Source organism: Caballeronia sp. AZ10_KS36 (assembly GCF_023631105.1).
Lineage (GTDB): Bacteria > Pseudomonadota > Gammaproteobacteria > Burkholderiales > Burkholderiaceae > Caballeronia.
Map to the genome: position 1 here is coordinate 241389 of NZ_JALQDQ010000025.1, position 18775 is coordinate 260163.

The 18775-nt window shown below is 61.2% G+C and carries 17 protein-coding genes; 7 read left to right on the top strand and 10 right to left on the bottom strand.

Going from position 1 to position 18775, the window contains the following annotated elements:
• Positions 1–12: 12 nt before the first annotated feature.
• The gene (locus tag NCR35_RS16515) at positions 13–1107 is read left to right on the top strand and encodes an aldose epimerase family protein (protein WP_250535200.1); all 1095 of its coding nucleotides are present in this window, start codon (positions 13–15) and stop codon (positions 1105–1107) included.
• A 6-nt stretch (positions 1108–1113) separates the two neighbouring features.
• On the opposite strand, the gene NCR35_RS16520 is transcribed toward NCR35_RS16515, so the two are convergent.
• The 4 genes from NCR35_RS16520 to NCR35_RS16535 all read right to left on the bottom strand — a co-directional run bounded on the left by NCR35_RS16520 (position 1114) and on the right by NCR35_RS16535 (position 5634).
• The gene (locus NCR35_RS16520) at positions 1114–2916 is read right to left on the bottom strand and encodes an alpha/beta hydrolase (RefSeq protein WP_250535201.1); all 1803 of its coding nucleotides are present in this window, start codon (positions 2914–2916) and stop codon (positions 1114–1116) included.
• Positions 2917–3109: 193 nt separating this feature from the next.
• Entirely contained in the window at positions 3110–3577 is a 468-nt protein-coding gene (locus NCR35_RS16525) for a hypothetical protein (RefSeq protein ID WP_250535202.1), read from the bottom strand.
• Positions 3578–4319: 742 nt separating this feature from the next.
• Positions 4320–4649: a DUF4148 domain-containing protein gene (locus tag NCR35_RS16530; RefSeq protein WP_250535203.1), complete on the bottom strand. Its 330-nt coding sequence runs from the start codon at positions 4647–4649 to the stop codon at positions 4320–4322.
• Between the two features lie 91 nt (positions 4650–4740).
• Complete coding sequence (locus tag NCR35_RS16535; RefSeq protein WP_250535204.1) at positions 4741–5634, bottom strand: ketopantoate reductase family protein; 894 nt, start codon at positions 5632–5634, stop codon at positions 4741–4743.
• 264 nt (positions 5635–5898) lie between these two features.
• On the opposite strand from NCR35_RS16535, the gene NCR35_RS16540 reads away from it, so the two are divergent.
• Both NCR35_RS16540 and NCR35_RS16545 read left to right on the top strand, forming a co-directional pair.
• Positions 5899–6768, top strand: a complete 870-nt coding sequence (locus NCR35_RS16540) for a FadR/GntR family transcriptional regulator (protein WP_250535205.1) — start codon at positions 5899–5901, stop codon at positions 6766–6768.
• Positions 6769–6880: 112 nt separating this feature from the next.
• On the top strand, positions 6881–7354 hold the full coding sequence (locus tag NCR35_RS16545) for a ferritin-like domain-containing protein (RefSeq protein ID WP_244849209.1): 474 nt from the start codon (positions 6881–6883) through the stop codon (positions 7352–7354).
• 51 nt (positions 7355–7405) lie between these two features.
• Here NCR35_RS16545 and NCR35_RS16550 read toward each other — a convergent pair whose 3' ends face one another.
• Positions 7406–8062: a peroxiredoxin gene (locus NCR35_RS16550; RefSeq protein WP_244849208.1), complete on the bottom strand. Its 657-nt coding sequence runs from the start codon at positions 8060–8062 to the stop codon at positions 7406–7408.
• A gap of 328 nt (positions 8063–8390) precedes the next feature.
• Here NCR35_RS16550 and NCR35_RS16555 point away from each other — a divergent pair, with 328 nt between their 5' ends.
• Positions 8391–9899 (top strand): amino acid permease, encoded by a 1509-nt coding sequence (locus tag NCR35_RS16555; RefSeq protein WP_250535206.1) that lies wholly within the window; start codon positions 8391–8393, stop codon positions 9897–9899.
• Here the strand turns inward: NCR35_RS16555 and NCR35_RS16560 are convergent.
• The 3 genes from NCR35_RS16560 to NCR35_RS16570 form a co-directional block, all read right to left on the bottom strand.
• Complete coding sequence (locus NCR35_RS16560) at positions 9896–11926, bottom strand: acyl CoA:acetate/3-ketoacid CoA transferase (RefSeq protein WP_250535207.1); 2031 nt, start codon at positions 11924–11926, stop codon at positions 9896–9898. The genes NCR35_RS16555 and NCR35_RS16560 overlap by 4 nt on opposite strands.
• Positions 11927–12013: 87 nt before the next feature.
• Positions 12014–12733 (bottom strand): anti-sigma factor, encoded by a 720-nt coding sequence (locus NCR35_RS16565; RefSeq protein ID WP_250535208.1) that lies wholly within the window; start codon positions 12731–12733, stop codon positions 12014–12016.
• Positions 12723–13358: an RNA polymerase sigma factor gene (locus NCR35_RS16570; protein ID WP_250535209.1), complete on the bottom strand. Its 636-nt coding sequence runs from the start codon at positions 13356–13358 to the stop codon at positions 12723–12725. The genes NCR35_RS16565 and NCR35_RS16570 overlap by 11 nt, the downstream gene beginning before the upstream one ends.
• 267 nt (positions 13359–13625) lie before the next feature.
• On the opposite strand from NCR35_RS16570, the gene NCR35_RS16575 reads away from it, so the two are divergent.
• On the top strand, positions 13626–14525 hold the full coding sequence (locus NCR35_RS16575; protein WP_250535458.1) for a metallophosphoesterase family protein: 900 nt from the start codon (positions 13626–13628) through the stop codon (positions 14523–14525).
• Positions 14522–14893, top strand: coding sequence for a cupredoxin domain-containing protein (locus NCR35_RS16580; protein WP_250535210.1), 372 nt, complete (start codon positions 14522–14524; stop codon positions 14891–14893). Before NCR35_RS16575 ends, NCR35_RS16580 begins: the two co-directional genes overlap by 4 nt.
• 27 nt (positions 14894–14920) lie before the next feature.
• On the opposite strand, the gene NCR35_RS16585 is transcribed toward NCR35_RS16580, so the two are convergent.
• Complete coding sequence (locus NCR35_RS16585) at positions 14921–16024, bottom strand: 4-hydroxyphenylpyruvate dioxygenase family protein (protein ID WP_250535211.1); 1104 nt, start codon at positions 16022–16024, stop codon at positions 14921–14923.
• A gap of 311 nt (positions 16025–16335) precedes the next feature.
• On the opposite strand from NCR35_RS16585, the gene NCR35_RS16590 reads away from it, so the two are divergent.
• Positions 16336–16740: a formylglycine-generating enzyme family protein gene (locus tag NCR35_RS16590; protein WP_250535459.1), complete on the top strand. Its 405-nt coding sequence runs from the start codon at positions 16336–16338 to the stop codon at positions 16738–16740.
• 6 nt (positions 16741–16746) lie between these two features.
• Here NCR35_RS16590 and NCR35_RS16595 read toward each other — a convergent pair whose 3' ends face one another.
• Positions 16747–18624, bottom strand: coding sequence for a DUF3857 domain-containing transglutaminase family protein (locus tag NCR35_RS16595; RefSeq protein WP_250535212.1), 1878 nt, complete (start codon positions 18622–18624; stop codon positions 16747–16749).
• Between the last annotated feature and the right edge of the window lie 151 nt (positions 18625–18775).

Consider the following 18775-nt stretch of genomic DNA (forward strand, 5'->3'; position numbering starts at 1 on the left):
GGGCATCGACTTATGAATATCGCCGACACCGAGGGCGTCGCCCGAACGAACGCCGACCGAATCTCCGCCGAGCGCTGGGGCAGCCTGCCAGGCGGCGACAGCGTGCGTCTCTTTACGCTGCGCAACGCGCACGGCATGAGAGTCGCGATCAGCGATCTCGGCGCGACGCTCGTCTCATGGCATGCAGCGGATCGCGCGGGCCGCGTGGCCGACGTTCTGCTCGGACACGACACGCCCGAAGCGTATCTCAAGGGTCGCGCGTTTCTGGGCGGCATCATCGGGCGATGGGCCAACCGCATTCGCGATGCGCGCTTCGTGCTGGACGGCGTGACTTATTCGCTCGACCGCAACGAAGGCTCGCAACATCTTCATGGCGGCGCAGCGGGGTTTCATCGAGCGATATGGAACGCACGCGAGAGCGACGGCGCATTGGTGTTCACTCACGAGTCGCCGGAAGGCGACGCCGGCTTTCCGGGCAACGTCGTAACGACGGTGCGCTATGCGCTCGACGACGATGGCACGCTCACGATTCAGTACGATGCCGTCGCGGATGCACCGACGCCCATCAATCTGACGAATCATGCCTATTTCAACTTGTGCGGTGACGGTTCGCCCGGCGCATGCGACATACGCGGTCACGTCATTGCGATAGACGCCGATAGCTTCTTCGATGTAGACGACGCCATGATTCCCGTCGCTCGCGCAAGCGTGGTTGGCAATGCGTTCGACTTTCGCGCGGGCGCGCCGATCGGCGCGCGACTGGAGTGGCCGGATGCTCGTCTTGCGCGCGCCGGCGGCTTCGACCATTGCTATATCCTGCCGGATACGAACGATGGCGGCGTGCGCAAGGTCGCGGTGCTGTACGACCCTGCGAGCGGAAGAGAATTGACCGTATCGACGGACGCGCCCGGCTTGCAGTTCTATACCGGCAACTATCTGCAAGGCGTGCCTGGCCGCGACGGCAAGCCGTATCGCATTCATGCGGGGCTGTGCCTCGAAACCGGTGCGTTCCCGAACCAGATCAATATGCCGGATGCGTCGCGCGTGGTGCTGAGGCCCGGGGAGCGCTACAGTCAGACCACGCGCTATCGCGTCGGCGTGCGATAGAGTCGCTCAGGAGACAGCGGGCGCGCGCACGCCCAATGTCCCCTCTCGTACCGGCGCGTTCGTTTCTTTGATGACGCTTTCGCACAGCGCGATGACTTGCGCCGCGCTCGCCGGATTGAATAGCGAATGATCGATTTCAGGGAACGTCATCACGCGGACGTTCGGGTATCGCGACAGGCGCACACCCAACTTGCCGCAATGCGCAGCCAGCAGATCCAGCCCCGCGTCATAGCTGCCATAGACCAGCAAGGTCTTGACGCCCTTCGCATCGAGCACGCGGGCGATCGCTTGGGGCGTCGTCGCTTGCTCGACAGACGCAACGGTCGAGCTGTCGAGGCGGAACATGTCCGCGAAGCGCGAACGTATGCGCGTCCCTGCATAACTCACGATGAAGCCGAGCACGCGCAGCAGGTCCTTGTCGCCGCGCAGTATCGCTTTCCATTTCCCCAGCTCGAACATCGACGCTGCGTAGCCCGCCATCGAATTGCGTGTCGATTGACGCATCTCGTCCGCCGACTTGTCCTCGGGCTGTTTGAACGTCGGAATGTTGACGGCGATCACACCTGTAATGGCGGGCTCGGACACGGCCGCCTTGAGTGCGTGATAGGCGCCGGAACAAATGCCGAACGAGAAAATCGACGCGTAGCCGCGTTGCGAGAGCCACCGTGCGGCCGCCGCCGTATCGCGTGTCGCGACCGGATGATAGATGCGGCTATAGGGCGTATCGGTCTGACCCAGGCCGGGTGCAGCGGGACTATCGCCCCGGCCACGCGCATCGAAGCGCAAGGAAGCGATGCCACGTCTTGCGAGATCGCGGGCAATGCGCACGGAGAGCCGACTATCACCGACACGCGAACTCGCGGATGTATTGGCAAGCAGAAATGCGGACCCACGCGACACTGGATGGCGCGGCTCGCACATGATGCCGATGAGACCGTCCTCGCCTATTTTCACGGGCCGCTCAATGACTTCGGGCGTTTCGATGCTCAGGTCTTCGGGCCATTCAGACGGCATCGACGGTTCGTTGCAGCGCTCATGGGTTCCGTCGGCAAGCGACTGCACCGCCTGCGCGAACGCTGCATGCGGCATGACCATGAAGGCCGATTCCTGAATGAACCCGGTCAGGTCGTCGAAGGCTTGAACCTGTACGTCGACATCGAGCGAAGCAAGCGCATCGCGCAACGCGTCTTTCGAACCGACACGTCCATGCATCAACAGGACGCGGGGCGCGGGTGCAACGCCCGACTGTTTGACGCTGGCTGCCAGATCGACGGCTTCGATATCACGCCTGAAGTCTTCAGCATACGTTTGGCCCAAAACATTGAGCGGTCCGTCCTGTGGCTGTGCTTCCCGCAACGGCGCAGCGAGCTTCTCTAGCCAGGTCTTGCGCGTCACACTCAGTTCGCGCATGTACGTGCGCCCGCTCACGACCGGCGCGAGAAGCATGAGCTCGTCCACGGGGCGTCGCAGTGCCGCATGCAACGCGAATGCTGCGCCCACTCGGAAGCCGCAGAGCGCCACGTGTTCGACGCCCGTCTGCTCTTTCAGGAAATCGACGGCGGCGCCGATGTCATCGACTGCCGACTGGAACTGACCCGGCGCGGCATCGTCGCCAATGGAATCGCCAGTGCCGATGTAGTCGAAGCGCAAGACCCAAAGGCCGCGGGCCGCGAGCATGTCCGCAAGCAGACGAAGGCCGCTATAGGTCCACACATACTCATGGCCATAGGTATTGCAAAGCACCACGCCCCGCTTACCCGTTCCTGCATGCAGCCACCCCAATCGCCCACCGAATACGACCGGTTTCATTGTTCTGTCCTCGCTCTGGCGACATACACGAATCCCAAGGGATGCCCCCGCTCCCTTTGCTCGCCTTTTGCCGCGGGATTCGTCGTGCGAGATCCGCAGCGTCGGTGTGCTGGTTGTCGCGATTATATTGAGCAAGTCGACTTCGCAATGTCGCCTTCCGACATTTCGGTTCGATTGAGCTATTGATTGGCGGTTACGGCAGCGCCCTGATCATTGTGACGTGGTAGGCGAAGGCATCGCCCGTGTGCTTGTCCTCGCTTCGCGCGGTCATCGCAGGATTGACGGCTTCCTGTGCAGCGAGGCGCGCATGTGCATAGACGCGGTCGCGCTCTCGGGCGACGAGGGCCTTCTTCGAGGCCACCGTCTGACGATGAAATCTCGGGTCGCCCATCATTGCGACGTATTCGCCGCGGCGGTAGCGCAAGTAACGCTGGAAGAACTCGGCTCCCGGCAAGCCACTGTCGAGCGCGAGAAGCACGCCATAGTCGATGTCCTCAACGTCGCCGAGCGTTTTGACTGCGGACTCCAGCGCGGCGTAACGCTGTGTAAGCGGCACGCTCTTGTCGCACAACGCATGGAAACGCTGATACGTCAGCAATTGCCGATGTGAGGCGCAGCGTCGCAATGCTTTTGCCAGTTTCAGACTGAGTTCGGTTTCCACTGTCCCTCCCGCAATATCACGGATCGCAGGCGCATGACTGCGCACCATCCGCTTAAAGCCGATGGTGACTGTAACGGTCCTGCTTTCAACTGTTAAAGCAAAGAGAAATGCCGGTATTCACAGTCATGTCTTACACGACTGTCACGGCGAATAAGTTCGATTCGCTTGATGCGAAATTAGAGCGTAGTCAATGAGTGCGAGATTTCGTTAGCATTGCGTCAATGTCGGCAAGCGGCTGTCAGTGCGCGACAACCAATAACGATAAATCTTGTGCCACCGGACGAAAGCCTTTGTGGGTTCGGCGCGATTCTGTTTACATGCTAGCAAACATATCGCGCGCAACCAAGAACAGATTGCTGTTTTTGCAGCCCGATGCGTTTCATGAAACTGTCAACTGGTAGTTATTCCTTCTCGCGTAACGCGATGAGCTTTGCCCGTTTACCAATAGGCCAGGCGATAGTTGCCGAAGAAGATTATCTTTATTATTCGCGTTGACTAGCTACCGGCCATTGAACAATGGTTGTGCAAAACCGCATCGATTGCACAGTATCGACGCGGGCAGTCTCAATTGTCGTTTAATGCGTAGGGGACTGAAACGGTCATGAGAAGGTGCAAGCGGACTTGAATGACGAGAGTCACCATGGCGGCGACGGACTGCGCGAAGGCGTCTAGTCAACGCCCCGCTCGCGCCTCACCACCGCGCGCCGCAATCCGCCGTGAGTGACCTGATTGTCGATAAAGCTCAGTGCCCGAAATAGACCGGCTTGTTCGCATCGTTCATCGGTCGCAATTCACGCATGCCCGCCGCGGACGTCCCGTTATTGACGCCACCGTATGCGTTGTTTGCGCCTCCCACTGCACCATTCTGGCGGGAGACGCGGCTTTCTGCCTGCTGGACATCGCTGGGGTAGGTCGTGCGATCCGACACCCCGGGGTTATAGCCTGCGGCTTCTACCTGCCGCAGATCCTGCTGCACCTGACTCCGGTCCAAGGCGGAGCCCGTTTGGGCAAAGCAAAGCGCCGGGGCAGCGAGCACAGCGGCAGCAGCGACTGCTTTAACGATCGACTTCATGACAAACCCTCCAGTTGTTAGACGGCGCCAGCATTTCTGCGCCTGCTCCCAACATTCAGCATCGACCGTTCCTGAGCTGCCTGCCGCCTTTTCACTCCGCCTTGGCTTCGACCAGTTTGACCAGCACGTGGAGCATGCGATTAGCCGGCGTCGGCACCCCCAGGGCTTCGCCGCGCCGAACGATCAAACCGTTCAGGTGATCGATCTCGCTGTGCTTGCCGCGCGCAAGGTCCTGTGCCGTGGACGAATATTGGTTCGGCATGGTCTCTGCAATGCGGCGCACTGCGGCATCCACATCGCCGGGGATCGTCACGCCGTCGGCCTTGGCGACGGCAACGCACTCGTCGACGACATCGCGCATTGCACGAGTGACGCCCTCGCCCTGAACCAGTCGACCATAAGGTACCTGTGCAATGGCCGAAAGCGCGTTGTACGCACAGTTGAGAACGAGCTTCGCCCATAAGGCGCCGCGCACGTTGTCCGATATCTCGGTAGGCACGTTCGCGGCGGCGAGCATATGCGCGACGTCTTCGCTCATGGTCGAAGGTTCGATGACCAGTTCGCCGCGCCCATGGTGGCGAATATGCCCGGGACCTGCCATTTCCGCAGCGACATAGACTACGGCCGCCGCGACTTCGTGCGGCAGCAACTGGCGCAAACGCTCGGCGTTCTCCACGCCGTTTTGCAGCGACAAGACCAGCGAGCGTGCATCCAGATAAGGCGCGAGTGCCTGTGCTGCGCTGTCCGTATCAGTCGACTTGACGCAGAACAACACTAACTGCGCGCCCTTTGCCGCGCTCGCGTCTGTGCTGGCCGACACGCGAACGTGCTCATCGAAAGTCTGCGTATCGAGCCTCAAGCCTTCTCGCTGAATTGCTTCGACGTGCCGGGGCCGGGCAATCAGCGCGACCTCGTGTCCTGCGCGAGCGAGCATGCCGCCGTAATAACAGCCCACTGCGCCCGCGCCCATGACGGCAATCTTCATGTTTGGTTTCTCCTGGTCACTGCATCACGCGAAGTCAGTTCGCTTTGCAACGGGAAAATATCACAACACCGCTAAAGGCCTGCGGCGCGGGCTTGAACCCGCAAACGCTTGCGCTCTGCATGTCGTCGGAAGTTTGTGGGACGACGCACGATAGTCAGTCGAATTACCAATGAACCATATTGTTAAATCATGCCGAGGGGCGATACGCTTGCTGCAGCGGATAGACGGCGCGCTTCCAGACCATGACCGACCGCTACGGGGTATGTGCTGCACGCCTTCCCGGCGAAGAGTGCCGGGAAGGCAGGCAATGTAGGGAGACCAACTTACGGCGCGCCGAGGCGCCGCATAGACAGGAAAAGCGGTAGCGGCCCGGGAACGGGCGACGCGCAGCCGGAGCGTGGGGTGTTTTCACGAGAACAAAAAATGAACCATGGATATGAAGCATCGCTCGTCAAGCGCGTGGTGAACCAACTCGTCGCGGGCATTATTAACGGAGAATACAAAGACAACATTCTGCCGCCTCAGATCCTTCTTTCGCAGAAGCATGGTGTCTCGCGCACCATCATGCGCGAGGCATTGAGCGTTCTCATCTCGCGGCGCATGCTGGATGTACGGCCGAAGACTGGCACCCGTATTCGGCCTGCGCACGAGTGGCTGATCATCGATTCCGAAGTGGCCGAGTGGCGCTTGCGCGCCCTGCCCGATCCCGACTGTCTGCGACGTCTGATCGAATTTCGATCGCTCGTCGATCCACCGGCGGCCGCGCTTGCTGCGGCGCGTGCGAACAGGCATCAGCGCATCGGTATCAACGCAGCATTTCAGCGGCTCGTGCATGCGAGTCCCGAGGAAGCCTCCCAGGCGACCACGGAAGAAGCGTTGCTGAACGCTATTCTCGATGCGAGCGGTGACGAGATTCTGCGTCAGATGGGTAGCGTGGTGCGTGTGGCCATGAGGACCTTCAAAGCCACGTTGCGCAGTCACCCTCAGGGGCTTTTGCGCATGCCCGAGTCGGAGATCAGCGATTACGGCAAAGTGGTCCGCGCCATCGACGCCGGCGATGCGGAAAGCGCGCGAGCAATCATGTCGCACATGCTCGAGCGCACTGCTTCGATCTGGATCGAAGAAGCCGTGTAATCGCGTCTGCCTTTTCCAATGCGAGTGCAGGAATCAATGACTACAATGGGTCAACTGATTCGGTCAATGATTCGGTGTGCCAGCCGCTCGGCATTGAGACTCGGAGGCAGAGATGGCAGAACTCGACAAGGAAGAAGTCGTCGCCGTATTGAACCGGATTCTCGAATCCGAACTCGCCGGCGTCGTGCGTTACACGCACTATTCGTTTCTCGTCTTCGGGTTCGGCCGCATACCGATCGTTTCATGGCTGCGCGCGCAGGCGGATGAATCGTTGATGCACGCGCATCAGGCGGGCGAATGGATCACCACGCTCGGCGCGTATCCATCGCTGGAAATAGGCCCGTTGCTCGACAATCATACGTTCGATATCGCGACGATTCTTCGCGAATCGCTGCAAGCAGAGAAAGTCGCGCTGGACCTTTATCGCGATCTGCTGAGACTCGTGGAAGACCGCTCGGTCGCGCTCGAAGAATATGCGCGGCAGATGATTCAGACCGAGGAACTGCACGCAGGCGAAGTGGACAAGATGCTGCGCCGTCCCGGGGAAGTCGACACGTCGCCGGAAAGACGCACGGGGCATGTCTGAGAACGTGCGCTGCGCGGGACACCGCACAGCGCATGAAGGTCCTGCAACCGCTTACTTCGGCTGCGCGACCGTACGCAGATACGGCTTGAGCGTCTTGAAGCCTTCCGGATACTTTTTCTTGGCGTCTTCGTCGGAAACCGAGGTCGGGATGATGACGTCATCGCCCGGCTTCCAGTTCACCGGCGTGGCGACGGTGTGCTTCGCGTTCAGTTGCAGCGCGTCCAGCAACCTCAGCACTTCGTCGAAATTGCGGCCCGCGCTCATTGGATACGTGAAGGTCGCTTTCATCTTCTTGTCCGGACCGATGATGAACACGGCTCGAATCGTGGCGTTGTCGACGGCCGTGCGCGGACCGCCGCCGCTCGCATTCGGGTGAATCATGTCGTAGAGCTTGGCGACAGTCAGGTCCGCATCGCCGATCATCGGGTAATTGACGGCCGTGCCCTGCGTTTCTTCGATGTCTTTCGCCCACTTGGCATGATTGTCGACCGGGTCGATCGACAAGCCGATGACCTTGGTGTTGCGCTTGTCGAACTCGGGTTTCAACTTCGCCATATAGCCGAGTTCGGTGGTGCAGACGGGCGTGAAGTCCTTCGGATGCGAAAAGAGGATCGCCCAACTGTCGCCGATCCACTCGTGAAAGCGAATCGGGCCTTCGGTGGTTTCTGCGGTGAAATCGGGGGCTTCATCGCCAATGCGGATCGACATATTTGATCTCCACGTCAAGGAATAAGCAGGGAACGTTGCACCTTCGCGCAACGAGTCCCGTTGGTCAAAGCGAAACCGACAAGCCGATTATAGTGCCGCTCTGCGCGCGAGCGGACCGACCGCCACCAATCACCCCGCTGCGCATGCGGTTTTCGGCACGACGAATGCTTTACCGTCCGGGCGTTTCCCGATCCATGCGCCCCGGCATGCGCGGCTTCGTTCTCGTATTCCCCGGGGAAATCTGCTATTACGAAACAGCGGCCTCAGGGCGGCGCGCATCTATCGCCCTGCAAGTGCCTTGCCAGAACCGGAGGTGATCGTGGCCGTCATGCAGAGAAAAACCGTCGCTGCACTGCAAAAGGAAGCGTCGGAAACAGAAGAGGTTCTGCAGGAGCAAGGCGGTCACGCGCTGAAACGTTCGCTTACCGCGCTCGATGTCACCATGCTCGGCATCGGCTGCATCATCGGCGCGGGCATCTTCGTGCTGACCGGACACGCCGCGGCTGCGAATGCAGGCCCTGCCATCGTCATATCGTTCGTGCTGGGCGCAATCGTGTGCGCGCTTGCAGGCCTTTGTTATGCGGAAATGGCCTCGACGGTTCCGGTTTCGGGAAGCGCTTACACCTATGCTTACGCGACGATGGGCGAACTGATTGCATGGCTCATCGGCTGGGACTTGATACTCGAATATGCCGTCGGCGCAACGACGGTGGCGATCGGCTGGTCGGGCTATGTCGTCAGCTTTCTGCATTCACTGCATATCGACATTCCTGCGCAACTTTCACAAGCGCCCTTCGCCTATGACCCCGTCAAGGGATGGAGTCACGCCGGCGCTATCCTCAACGTGCCGGCCATGGTCATCGTCGGGCTCATCACCATCCTGCTGGTGATAGGCATTCGTGAATCGGCGCGGGTGAACAGCTTTATCGTGGTTATCAAAGTACTGATCGTGCTCGCGTTCATCGCGGCAGGTATTGCCTACGTCGATACGAGTCACTGGGTCACCGCAAAGAATCCCACGGGCGCATTCATTCCACCCAATACCGGCGAATCCGGCGTGTACGGCATGAGCGGCGTCCTGCGCGGCGCGGCGGTCGTATTCTTCGCTTATATCGGCTTCGATTCGGTGTCGTGCGTCGCGCAGGAAACGCGCAACCCACGCCGTGACATGCCTATCGGGCTGCTCGGTTCGCTCACCATCTGCACGATTCTGTATGTCCTCGTCTCGTACGTGCTGACGGGCATCGTGTCCTACGACAAGCTCAACGTCTCGGACCCGATCGCAGTCGGCGTCGATGCCATCGGCATGCGCTGGCTCTCGCCCATTGTGAAGCTCGGCGCGATCTTCGGCCTGACATCGGTCATTCTCGTCTTGCTGCTGAGCCAGCCGCGTATTTTCTATTCGATGGCGCGAGACGGTTTACTGCCGCCCTTCGCCTCGAAGATTCATGCGCGCTTCCATACGCCGTACATCACGACGATCATCACCGGCCTGATCGTCATGGTCCTTGCCGGGCTGCTTCCGATCGGTCTCGTGGGCGAACTCGTCAGCATCGGCACGCTGTTCGCATTCGCCGTGGTCTGCGTCGGCGTGCTCGTCTTGCGTATCACGCAACCTGAACTGAAGCGGGCGTTCAAAACGCCCGCCGTGTTCATCGTGGCCCCGTTAGGGGCGATCTCGTCCGTCTTCCTCATGTCCGGCTTGCCTGCCGATACATGGATACGCCTCATCATATGGATGGCGATCGGCATCGTCATTTACTTCACATACGGCATACGCCATAGCCGCTTGCGGGTGGAGAAGCAAACGCCTCCGGCTCAAACAGCAAGAAGCTAAGATTGACGAGGCCGCCGCGTGCCGTGTTCGCGCGCTTCCTGCGGGCTTTCATAGATATAAGGCGCGACGCCCCGGCGTTTCAGCGCATCGCCGAGTTTCATGCGCAGGAAGCTGCTCGTCGTATAACGCGTCACGCCGCCATAGAACCGACTGACTAGCCGCGTGACCATCTCCGAATAAGCGTCGAGCATGCTGGGGCGAATCGAGAAGTTATCGTAATTGACGATAGCGTGCGGCTTGACGCTCACGCCCGCAAGTTGCTTCTCGACTTCCAGGCGAATTGCTTCGACGTCGTGCAGGCTCGCCACCTCATAGCCTTCGAAGTTAATGAAGAAGAGATTCTTGTCGGCGTCGTAGCTGAATCGCTCCGAGAGATCGAGGCCTAGCAGAATCTTGCGCAGACCCATCGGCTCGTCCGTGAAGATGCGCGGATCCATCAGGCTCGGAGGCGACTGAATCACGGGCCGGAAGTCCATCTGAGCCACGATATCGCGCTCGACATCGATGCCGGGCGCCACTTCCTTCAGCGCCAATCCCTCGCTCGTCAGTTCGAACACACAGCGTTCGGTAATGTAAAGCACCGTCTGACCGCGCTCCACGGCATAAGGTCCGCTGAACGTGCGGTGCTCGACGGCATCCACGAATTTGCGGCAATTCCCGTCTCGGCGAATGATGAGCTTGCCGTCTTCGATAACGATATCGAGCTTGCCTGCGTTGAACGTTCCGACGAATACAACCTTCTTGGCCGACTGACTGATGTTGATGAACCCGCCCGCGCCGGCGAGCTTGGGTCCGAACTTACTCACGTTGAGATTGCCTTCGCGGTCTGCTTGCGCAAGCCCGAGGAAGGCGATATCCAGCCCGCCGCCATCGTAGAAATCGAACTGATACGGCTGGTCGATAATGGCCTGCGTGTTCGTCGCCGCGCCGAAATTCAGGCCGCCAGCCGGGATGCCGCCGATCACGCCAGGTTCGGTGGTCATCGTGAAGAGGTCGATCACCTGCTCTTCGTTGGCCACGCTCGCAATGCCTTCGGGCATGCCGATGCCGAGATTCACCACGCTATTGGCCATCAGTTCGAATGCGGCGCGACGCGCGATTACCTTGCGTTCGTTGAGCGGCATGGGCGGCAGTGAACCTGCGGCGACCCGCAATTCGCTGGAAAACGCGGCGCTGTATTGCTCGCCGAAAGTCTGCCAGTGATTCTCCGGGCGCGCGACAACGACGCAATCCACCATGACGCCCGGCACTTTCACTTGCCGCGCGTTGAGCGTGTTCGACTCGGCGAGCCGTTCCACTTGCGCGATGACAATGCCGCCAGAGTTGCGCGCGGCCATTGCAATGGAGAGTGCTTCCAGCGTCAGCGCTTCCTTTTCCATCGTGATGTTGCCGTTCAGATCCGCAGTCGTTCCGCGCACGATCGCGACGTCGATGGGAAAGGCTTTGTAATACAGATAGTCGGTGCCGTCTATCTGCATGAGACGCACGATATCCTCGGTCGTGCGGGCATTGAGTTTTCCTCCGCCGTTCCGTGGATCGACGAAAGTGCCTAGACCGACAGTCGATAACTGGCCCGGACGATGCGCTGCGATATCGCGAAAGAGTTGCGAAATCACGCCTTGCGGCAGGTTATACGCTTCGATGCGGTTCTCGATGGCGAGCTTCTGCAAGCCGGGAACGAGTCCCCAGTGGCCGCCGATGACGCGCTTCACGAGCCCTTCATGCGCGAAATGATTGAGGCCTTTCGCACGCCCATCGCCCTGGCCGGCGGCATAGACGATAGTGAGATCCGCGATCGGCTCGTCTGCTTCAGCGTCGCCTGCTGTCTTGCCTTCGAGAAAGCGCGCTTCGAGCGCCATCGCCACTTCTTCCGCGAAGCCGACGCCCACGAAGCCGCTCGTTGCGATCGTGTCGCCCGATCGGATGAGGCGCACGGCCTCGCGCGCCGACACGATCTTGCCCCGCTCGACAAGCCGTGCCGATGACGTAAAGGCGTGGTGACGAGGCGGGGCGCTGCTGTTGTTCATGGCGTCTCCTTGTCCGTTTCGGGCAAGGTAACACCAAATGAGCGCAGCGCGAAATGCGCGTCATCCAGAAGCGCCGTGCTATGTGCATTAGCGAGGCGCGCCGGCCTCGATCGCCTGTATGAACTGATGCAGCACGGCGCCGGACGCATCGGTCACGGCCCAGAACGTCATGCCGTCCTGATTCCAGCGGGCAAGCGCATAGCCGTCGTCCGAGCGCGTGACGACTGCCTTGGCGTCCTTTTGCGGCGCTGCCGATGCTTTTTCGGGGAACACGTACACGTCGATCGGATGCTTCAGATAGCGATAAACGACCACCGCCACCGGGCGGTGCCCGATGTAATCGAGCCGTCCGCCGACCAGCGCATAGCCGGGTCCTGCCGGGTCGATGACCGGCGGCGCATAGTCGATGCGGCCGTTGAACCACGGTTTTACCGTGTGTTTATCGCTGGATAAAACGTCTATTGGACGATCCGACATGAGCGCCCGCACATGGCTCGATACGATCTCTTGCGCGATCGGCGATTCGGACGGCATGCGGGCCGCGGTCTGAATCCAGAGCACGGCGCCCAGCACGACTGCCGATAACGTCGCGCCCGCGAATGCCCCGCCGAAAAAAGGCCACGGCGCGGAAAAAGGCAGCCGCCATGTGTTGCGCGTGCTAGCCGTTGGCGATTGCCGGCGTGTTTCGCGAGCCGCTTCCTCCCGCACGCGCGCCAGCACTTGCGCTCGCAGGTGCGCCGGCGCGTGGTGATAGAGCGAGCCATCGGTCAACCTCGTTTCGAGCGAGGCAGTTTCGTTATTGTCCATTGCCCGATTCCTCGGAATGACCCGGTTCTGGTCTACGCACGAGCCGCACGTTCGGTCTGTCGCCCTGGGCTGCGCGTACTGCTGCCGCCAGCAATTTCCGGCCGCGCGCAAGTCTCGACATCACGGTTCCTATCGGCACGCCCGTAATGGCGGCCACTTCCTTATAACTCATGTCTTCCAGCTCACGCAGCACCAGCACCTCCCGAAAGACCAGCGGCAGTGACTCCAGCGCGCGATGCACCAGTTGCACTTCGTCCTTGCGCACCGCGAGCGTTTCCGGACTCACGCCGGCATCGTCAGACCATCCCGGCAGTGCCTGATCGCCGGCGATGTCCTCGTCATACGGCGTCGCGTCCGCCAACTGCACGCGACGACGCCACTCCGTGAACCATGTATTACGCACGATGGCGAGCAGCCATCCCCGCGCGTTCGATTCATCACCGTCTTCGAAGCCCGAGAAGAAACGGAACGCGCGCAGATAGGCTTCCTGTACGACGTCATCGGCATCGCTCGGGCTGCCCGAGAGCCAGCGCGCAAGGTTATAGGCGGCATCGAGGTGCGGCATGACCGTCGCTTCGAAGCGCGCATGCGGGGACTCGTCTACCTTCGACCTGCTTGGCCACATTGCGCGGATCTCCCTAAGCCACCGAATTCGAACCTATTGATTGCGCCCACACTCGCTGATACCGCTCGTCTCGCCGATTTATTCCTTCGTATTTCGACCGAGGGCAAAAAACTTCTAGGCGGGAATATCGGAGGTGCTGCACCGGTTCGATGGACGCTGGATACGTCATTTCATCAAGGAGCCGCCGTGCAAACCGAACTCACTCCCTTATCTTTTCAGTCCGAACTCGACGATCACGGAAAACGCCGGCGCACGGCGCTCTCGTGCATGGCGTGGGCCGGTGCGGGCGTGCTCTGGACAATGAGCGGCGGCGTGCCCCGCTCGCAACTAATTTCGTCGGTTCATGCGGCTGAAACCACGCGCTCGTTCAGTTTCGTGCAAATCAGCGATAGTCATATCGGATTCAACAAAGATCCGAATACGGAGCCGACAGGCACGCTTCAGGAAGCCATCTGTCATGTTCGCGCGATGCCGCAGCGGCCCGCATTCATGATTCACACAGGCGATATCACGCACCTTTCCAAGCCCGCCCAATTCGACACTGCCACGCAGATCATCAACGATGCCGGCATGCCGGTGCATTACGTGCCCGGCGAGCATGACGTGCTCGTCGAAAACGGCGATCCGTTTTTTGCGGGCTTCGCGGACCAGTATGGCAAAGGCGGCGCGCGTCACTGGTATAGCTTCGATGAAGGCGGTGTCCATTTCATCGGCCTGACGAATGTCCTCGATCTGAAGGGCGGCGGCCTCGGCTTTCTCGGCGACGCACAACTCGCGTGGCTCAAACAGGACTTGCAGGCAAGAACCAGCAGCACGCCGATTGTCGTCTTCGCGCATATTCCGCTTTGGGCGCTCTACCCGCAATGGGGCTGGGGCACCGACGACAGCGCGCAGGCGCTCGCGCTTCTGAAGCGCTTCGGTTCCGTGACTGTGTTGAACGGACACGTCCATCAGGTCGCGCAAAAAGTGGAAGGCGACATGCGATTCTATTCCGCGATGTCGACTGCTTTTCCTCAACCTGCACCCGGTTCGGCAGCCGGTCCGGGACCCATGAAAGTCGACGCCGAACAGTTGCGGTCCATGCTGGGCCTGCGAGCCGTCACGCACATACCGGGACGCGAACAGTTGGCCATCGTCGATACGTCACTCGAAGGAGCACGCGCATGAATGCATCTTTCGCAGGACGTTGCATGCGTCAGCTTGCGGTCGCGATCGTCGTCAAGGGACTTTTCGGCCTGATGCCCTCGGCTTGCGCCGAAGAGCCAGCGCAAAAAGTCGCAGCGGTGGCCGCGCTGACCATCACCATCGACAACTTCGCGTTCAGCCAGCCGACGCTCACGGTCGCGGCGGGAACGAAGGTGACGTGGGTCAATCGCGACGACATTCTGCATACAGTCGTCGATGAAACGAAGTCGTTCAAATCGGACCCGCTCGATAACGGCGACACCTTCTCGCATGTGTTCGATCGGCCGGGCACGTACACGTACTTCTGCTCGTTGCATCCGCATATGACGGGAACCATCGTCGTGCGGTGATCACAAACAAGCCGAAGGCGCGCGCCGTCAGCGTTGCGCCTTTGCTATCGCATCCAGATTGCCTTCGCCGAAGCCATGATGCCCGCGTCTCTCGACGATCTCGAAGAACATGTCGCCGGGCCGGCGTTCGAGAAACGTTTGGAGAAAGAGTTGCGGCGTGCCGTCCGGAAGTATCTCGCCGTCGACGAGGATGCCGCGTGTACGCAGTTGCTCGATATCGAGGCCATGTCCTGGCAAACGCGCGTCGATCTCGTCGTAATAGCGCGGCGGCGGCGTGAGAAAGCGTACTCCGCGTGCGCGCAGCGCATCGACAGAAGCAAAGATGTCCGACGACGCAAGCGCGATATGCTGCACGCCCTCGCCTTCATGGTCCGGCAGATACTGCTGCATGAGGTCCGTGCGATACGTGCCCTCTTCGTACACGGGAATGCGAATGGAACCGCAGGGCGAAACCGTGACAGCCGAATCTTGCGACACGTGCCAGTCCGGATGAACCTCGTGAATCTCTTCGAAATGCAGCACTTCCCTGTAGAAGTCGAGCCACTCCTGAATGCGCCCCGCGCCGACGGTTTGCGTGAAGTGATCCACTTCGAGCAGTCCCGTACCGCCGAGTTCAGTGGGCGCCTGATCGAGCGGCCGAAAGTCGATGTCGTAGATCGAGGCTTCGCCGCTGTTCTTGCCGGGCCAGTGATCGACGAAATAGATATGCGAATCGCCGATACCCTGAATAGCGGGAATGGCCAGTTCGTTAGGGCCGATCTTCTCGCCCTCGAAGTCCCACGCGCCGTAGTCCACCGCGCGTTCATGAGCGATTTGCGCGTTCACCACGCGAATGCCGATGGCCGCAATGCCGACGCCATGTGTCTCTGCGAAACGCGTGGCGAAGGAATCGGGCTCGGCGTTCAGCAGGAAATTCATGCTGGCCTGACGATAGAGCGTCACTGCCTTGCTGACATGCTGCGCTACCGGCACGAAGCCTAGCCGTTCGAACAGCGCGGCAAGGCCCTGCGGGTCCGGGCTCGAAAACTCCACGAATTCCAGCCCCGCAATGCCGAGCGGGTTGTTCCCGGTTTCGGAATCGGGGATCGCGCCGGCGGCCGTGGAAAGGTCAGCGGATTGCGGCTGGGTCATCGACAATACCTCGAAAATGTACGAGTTGGTTCACGGACGCAAAAAGTACCATGACTGCCCCATCGTACGCCACAACGGACGCGGGCGGTCGTGCCAAGCGTAGGTAGCGGCAGCACGTCGCCCGTGTCAAAGCGAGGCATTGCTCGGCGCAAGCTGCGAGCCTCCGTTGCGCAGCCTTGCTTTTGCGGGCTTGAACGAGGCACGCGATGCTTCAGCTAGCCCGATATGTTGTGGCCGGCCCAGCGCTCTGCGGCCCATTTCGTTGGCTGTGCAGCGTCAGTTAGGGCTGCAAGGGCGGCAAGCCGTATCGTCTGCCGAGCGAAGCGGAATGGGAGTTCGCCGCGCGCGGCGGCACGCAAAGCACGTTCTGGTGGGGCGACCAGATGAAAAGAGGCACGGCCGACTGCAAGGACTGCGGCGAGCCGTATCGCGCGGATGCGCCGGTGCCCGTGGGGTCGTTCGCGCCGAACGGGTATGGCCTCTCCGATATGAACGGCAGCGTGTGGGAATGGGTCGCCGACTGCTGGCATAGCTCATACAAGGGCGCGCCCGTCGATGGCCGCGTGTGGGACGAGCCCTCCTGTTCGGTGCGCGTGATTCGCGGCGGTTCGTGGCGCGAAGGCGGCGACTACATGCAATCGGCCACGCGCTTCAAGTACAGCGCGAGCGTTCGTCAATCGCAAAACGGCTTTCGCGTGGCGCGCGACACGCAGTGACCGCTCTCACTGCGCCGATACCTTGACGATGATTTGCGCCTGCGTATCGCGCTCGATCTTGCGAAGCGCCGGCAACGATGCCTCGAAATCTTCCGGCGAACAGACCTGCTTGCCGAAGCGCGCATCCAGCGTGCGCGATACCTGGATCACATTGCTCGCTTCATCGAACACATAGCGCGAGCGATAGCGAAAAAAGCCGCTCGTCAGTTCCAGATCGTCGGGCACTTCGGCGACTCGCATGGTCTTCGGCAGCGCGATCTGCGATACCTCGTCGTATGCGCCGCCCACGCACAAATACGGCTGCGTGCGTGAGCGCTCCGCGAGCCAGTTGCGCGTCTGCGTGGCGATGCCGCCCGACAGGCTCGTGAGCGCGGGCAAGGCGGTCGTGCCGGTCGGCCAGACGACGTCGTCGAGCGTGCCGCGCAGCGTCGTCGCGAACGGGCCGCTGGTGGCATCGACGTCGGTCGTGGTCAACGCGCCCGCGCCGCGCAAGTTCGTGAAACGCAGTCGGTCCGCGGCGATCTGGTCGCGCCGCTGCGCGCTCGCGAGCCGCAGGTTCATGCGCTCGAGCTCGGCGCTCCATCCCGCGTCCTGCACCCAATATGCGAACGTCGCCTCGCCTTGCGGCGCGACATCGATCTGAAGCCGCGCGGTGCGCGACAACTGCTGCGTCGCGGGCGTGCGAGCGAGCGCGCCGCTATCGACGAGCAGCGTCGGCCGGTCCATATCCGCCAGCGGCAAGAAGCCGAACTCGACGCTCGACGCCGTGCTGTCCGCGAACATCGCGAAGTCCGGAAGGTACGTGATGATGTGATTGATCGCGCCCGCGCCGTAGCCCGGCACCGAAGGCAGCGAGTAGACCGAACCGAGGGCGATCAACGCGGGCTCGTTGCGAATGCCTACCGCGTCGAGCAGCGCGCCGTACAGCGCGACGTGGTCCTTGCAGTCGCCGTATCGGTTCGCGAGCACGTCCGTCACGCGATGCGGCACGGCCGGACTCTGCCCGATGAACATCGCCACGTAGCGAATGTTGCGGCGCACCCAGTCGTAGAGCGTCCGGGCTTTCGCGCGGGCGTCGGCGTCGTTGGCGGTCAGCGCCTCTGCAAGCGCCCGTACGGCTGGATCGCTCGCGCTCGCATCGACGGCGGATAAGCGATAGCTCGCCGCGAAGCTCGCGTAGTCGGGAAACGTGGACACCATCAGCCGGTCGCCGTATTGCGCATAGCCCACGGAGCCGCTCTCGATGCGCGCAATCCGCTCGCGACGGTAATCGAACACGTAGCGCGTGCGGCCGTTTGCGGTGACAGGCGCACGCGCGACATAGCCGCGCGTATCGGCGTAGAGCGGCTTCGTCGCGGGAAGATCGAAAACGAGTTGCTGGTCCAGCACCGGCCGCTGTCCCGGCTCGACGTAATAGCCGAACTGGCCGGGAATGACCGGGCTCGCCTGGCTCTTGCGCGAATGCAGGTGCACCGTCGAGCCGACGCCCACAGCCGGAAAGATCACCGCGCGCAGCTTCGCGTCTTGAAACGTGGGCGCGCCCGCCGAGCGCGGCTCCTGAATATCGCGGATCTGATCGGGCGAGACGTCGTGGCGCGCGCCGTTCGCATCGACGGAATACGCCTCCACGATCTCCACTTTCGACACGCTGCGGTCGTACCACACGTAACGCTGCGCGATCTCGTCGACGCCCGCCGCCGTGTTCGCGCGCAGCACGGTGCGGTCGTCCTCGCTGACCGAGCCGTCGTCCGCGACGACGAACTCGTGGACGTCGCTCACGACGGTGGACGGCTCGTCGGCGTCCGGCGCCGGCGCGGCCCAAGCGCCGATCGCGACCAGGCACAAAGCCAATTCGTACGGGATTCGCATAAAGAACCGGCTCATGTTCGGCTCACGAGGAAACGCGCGTACGTCCATCGTACCCGAGCCGGCGTCGCCGCGACAATTTGTATCACGTTGCGATATAATTTCACGCTTCGCCGCGTTCCCGACGCGCGATTCATTGACCCTCTCACAAGAACTCGTCGCTTAAAAC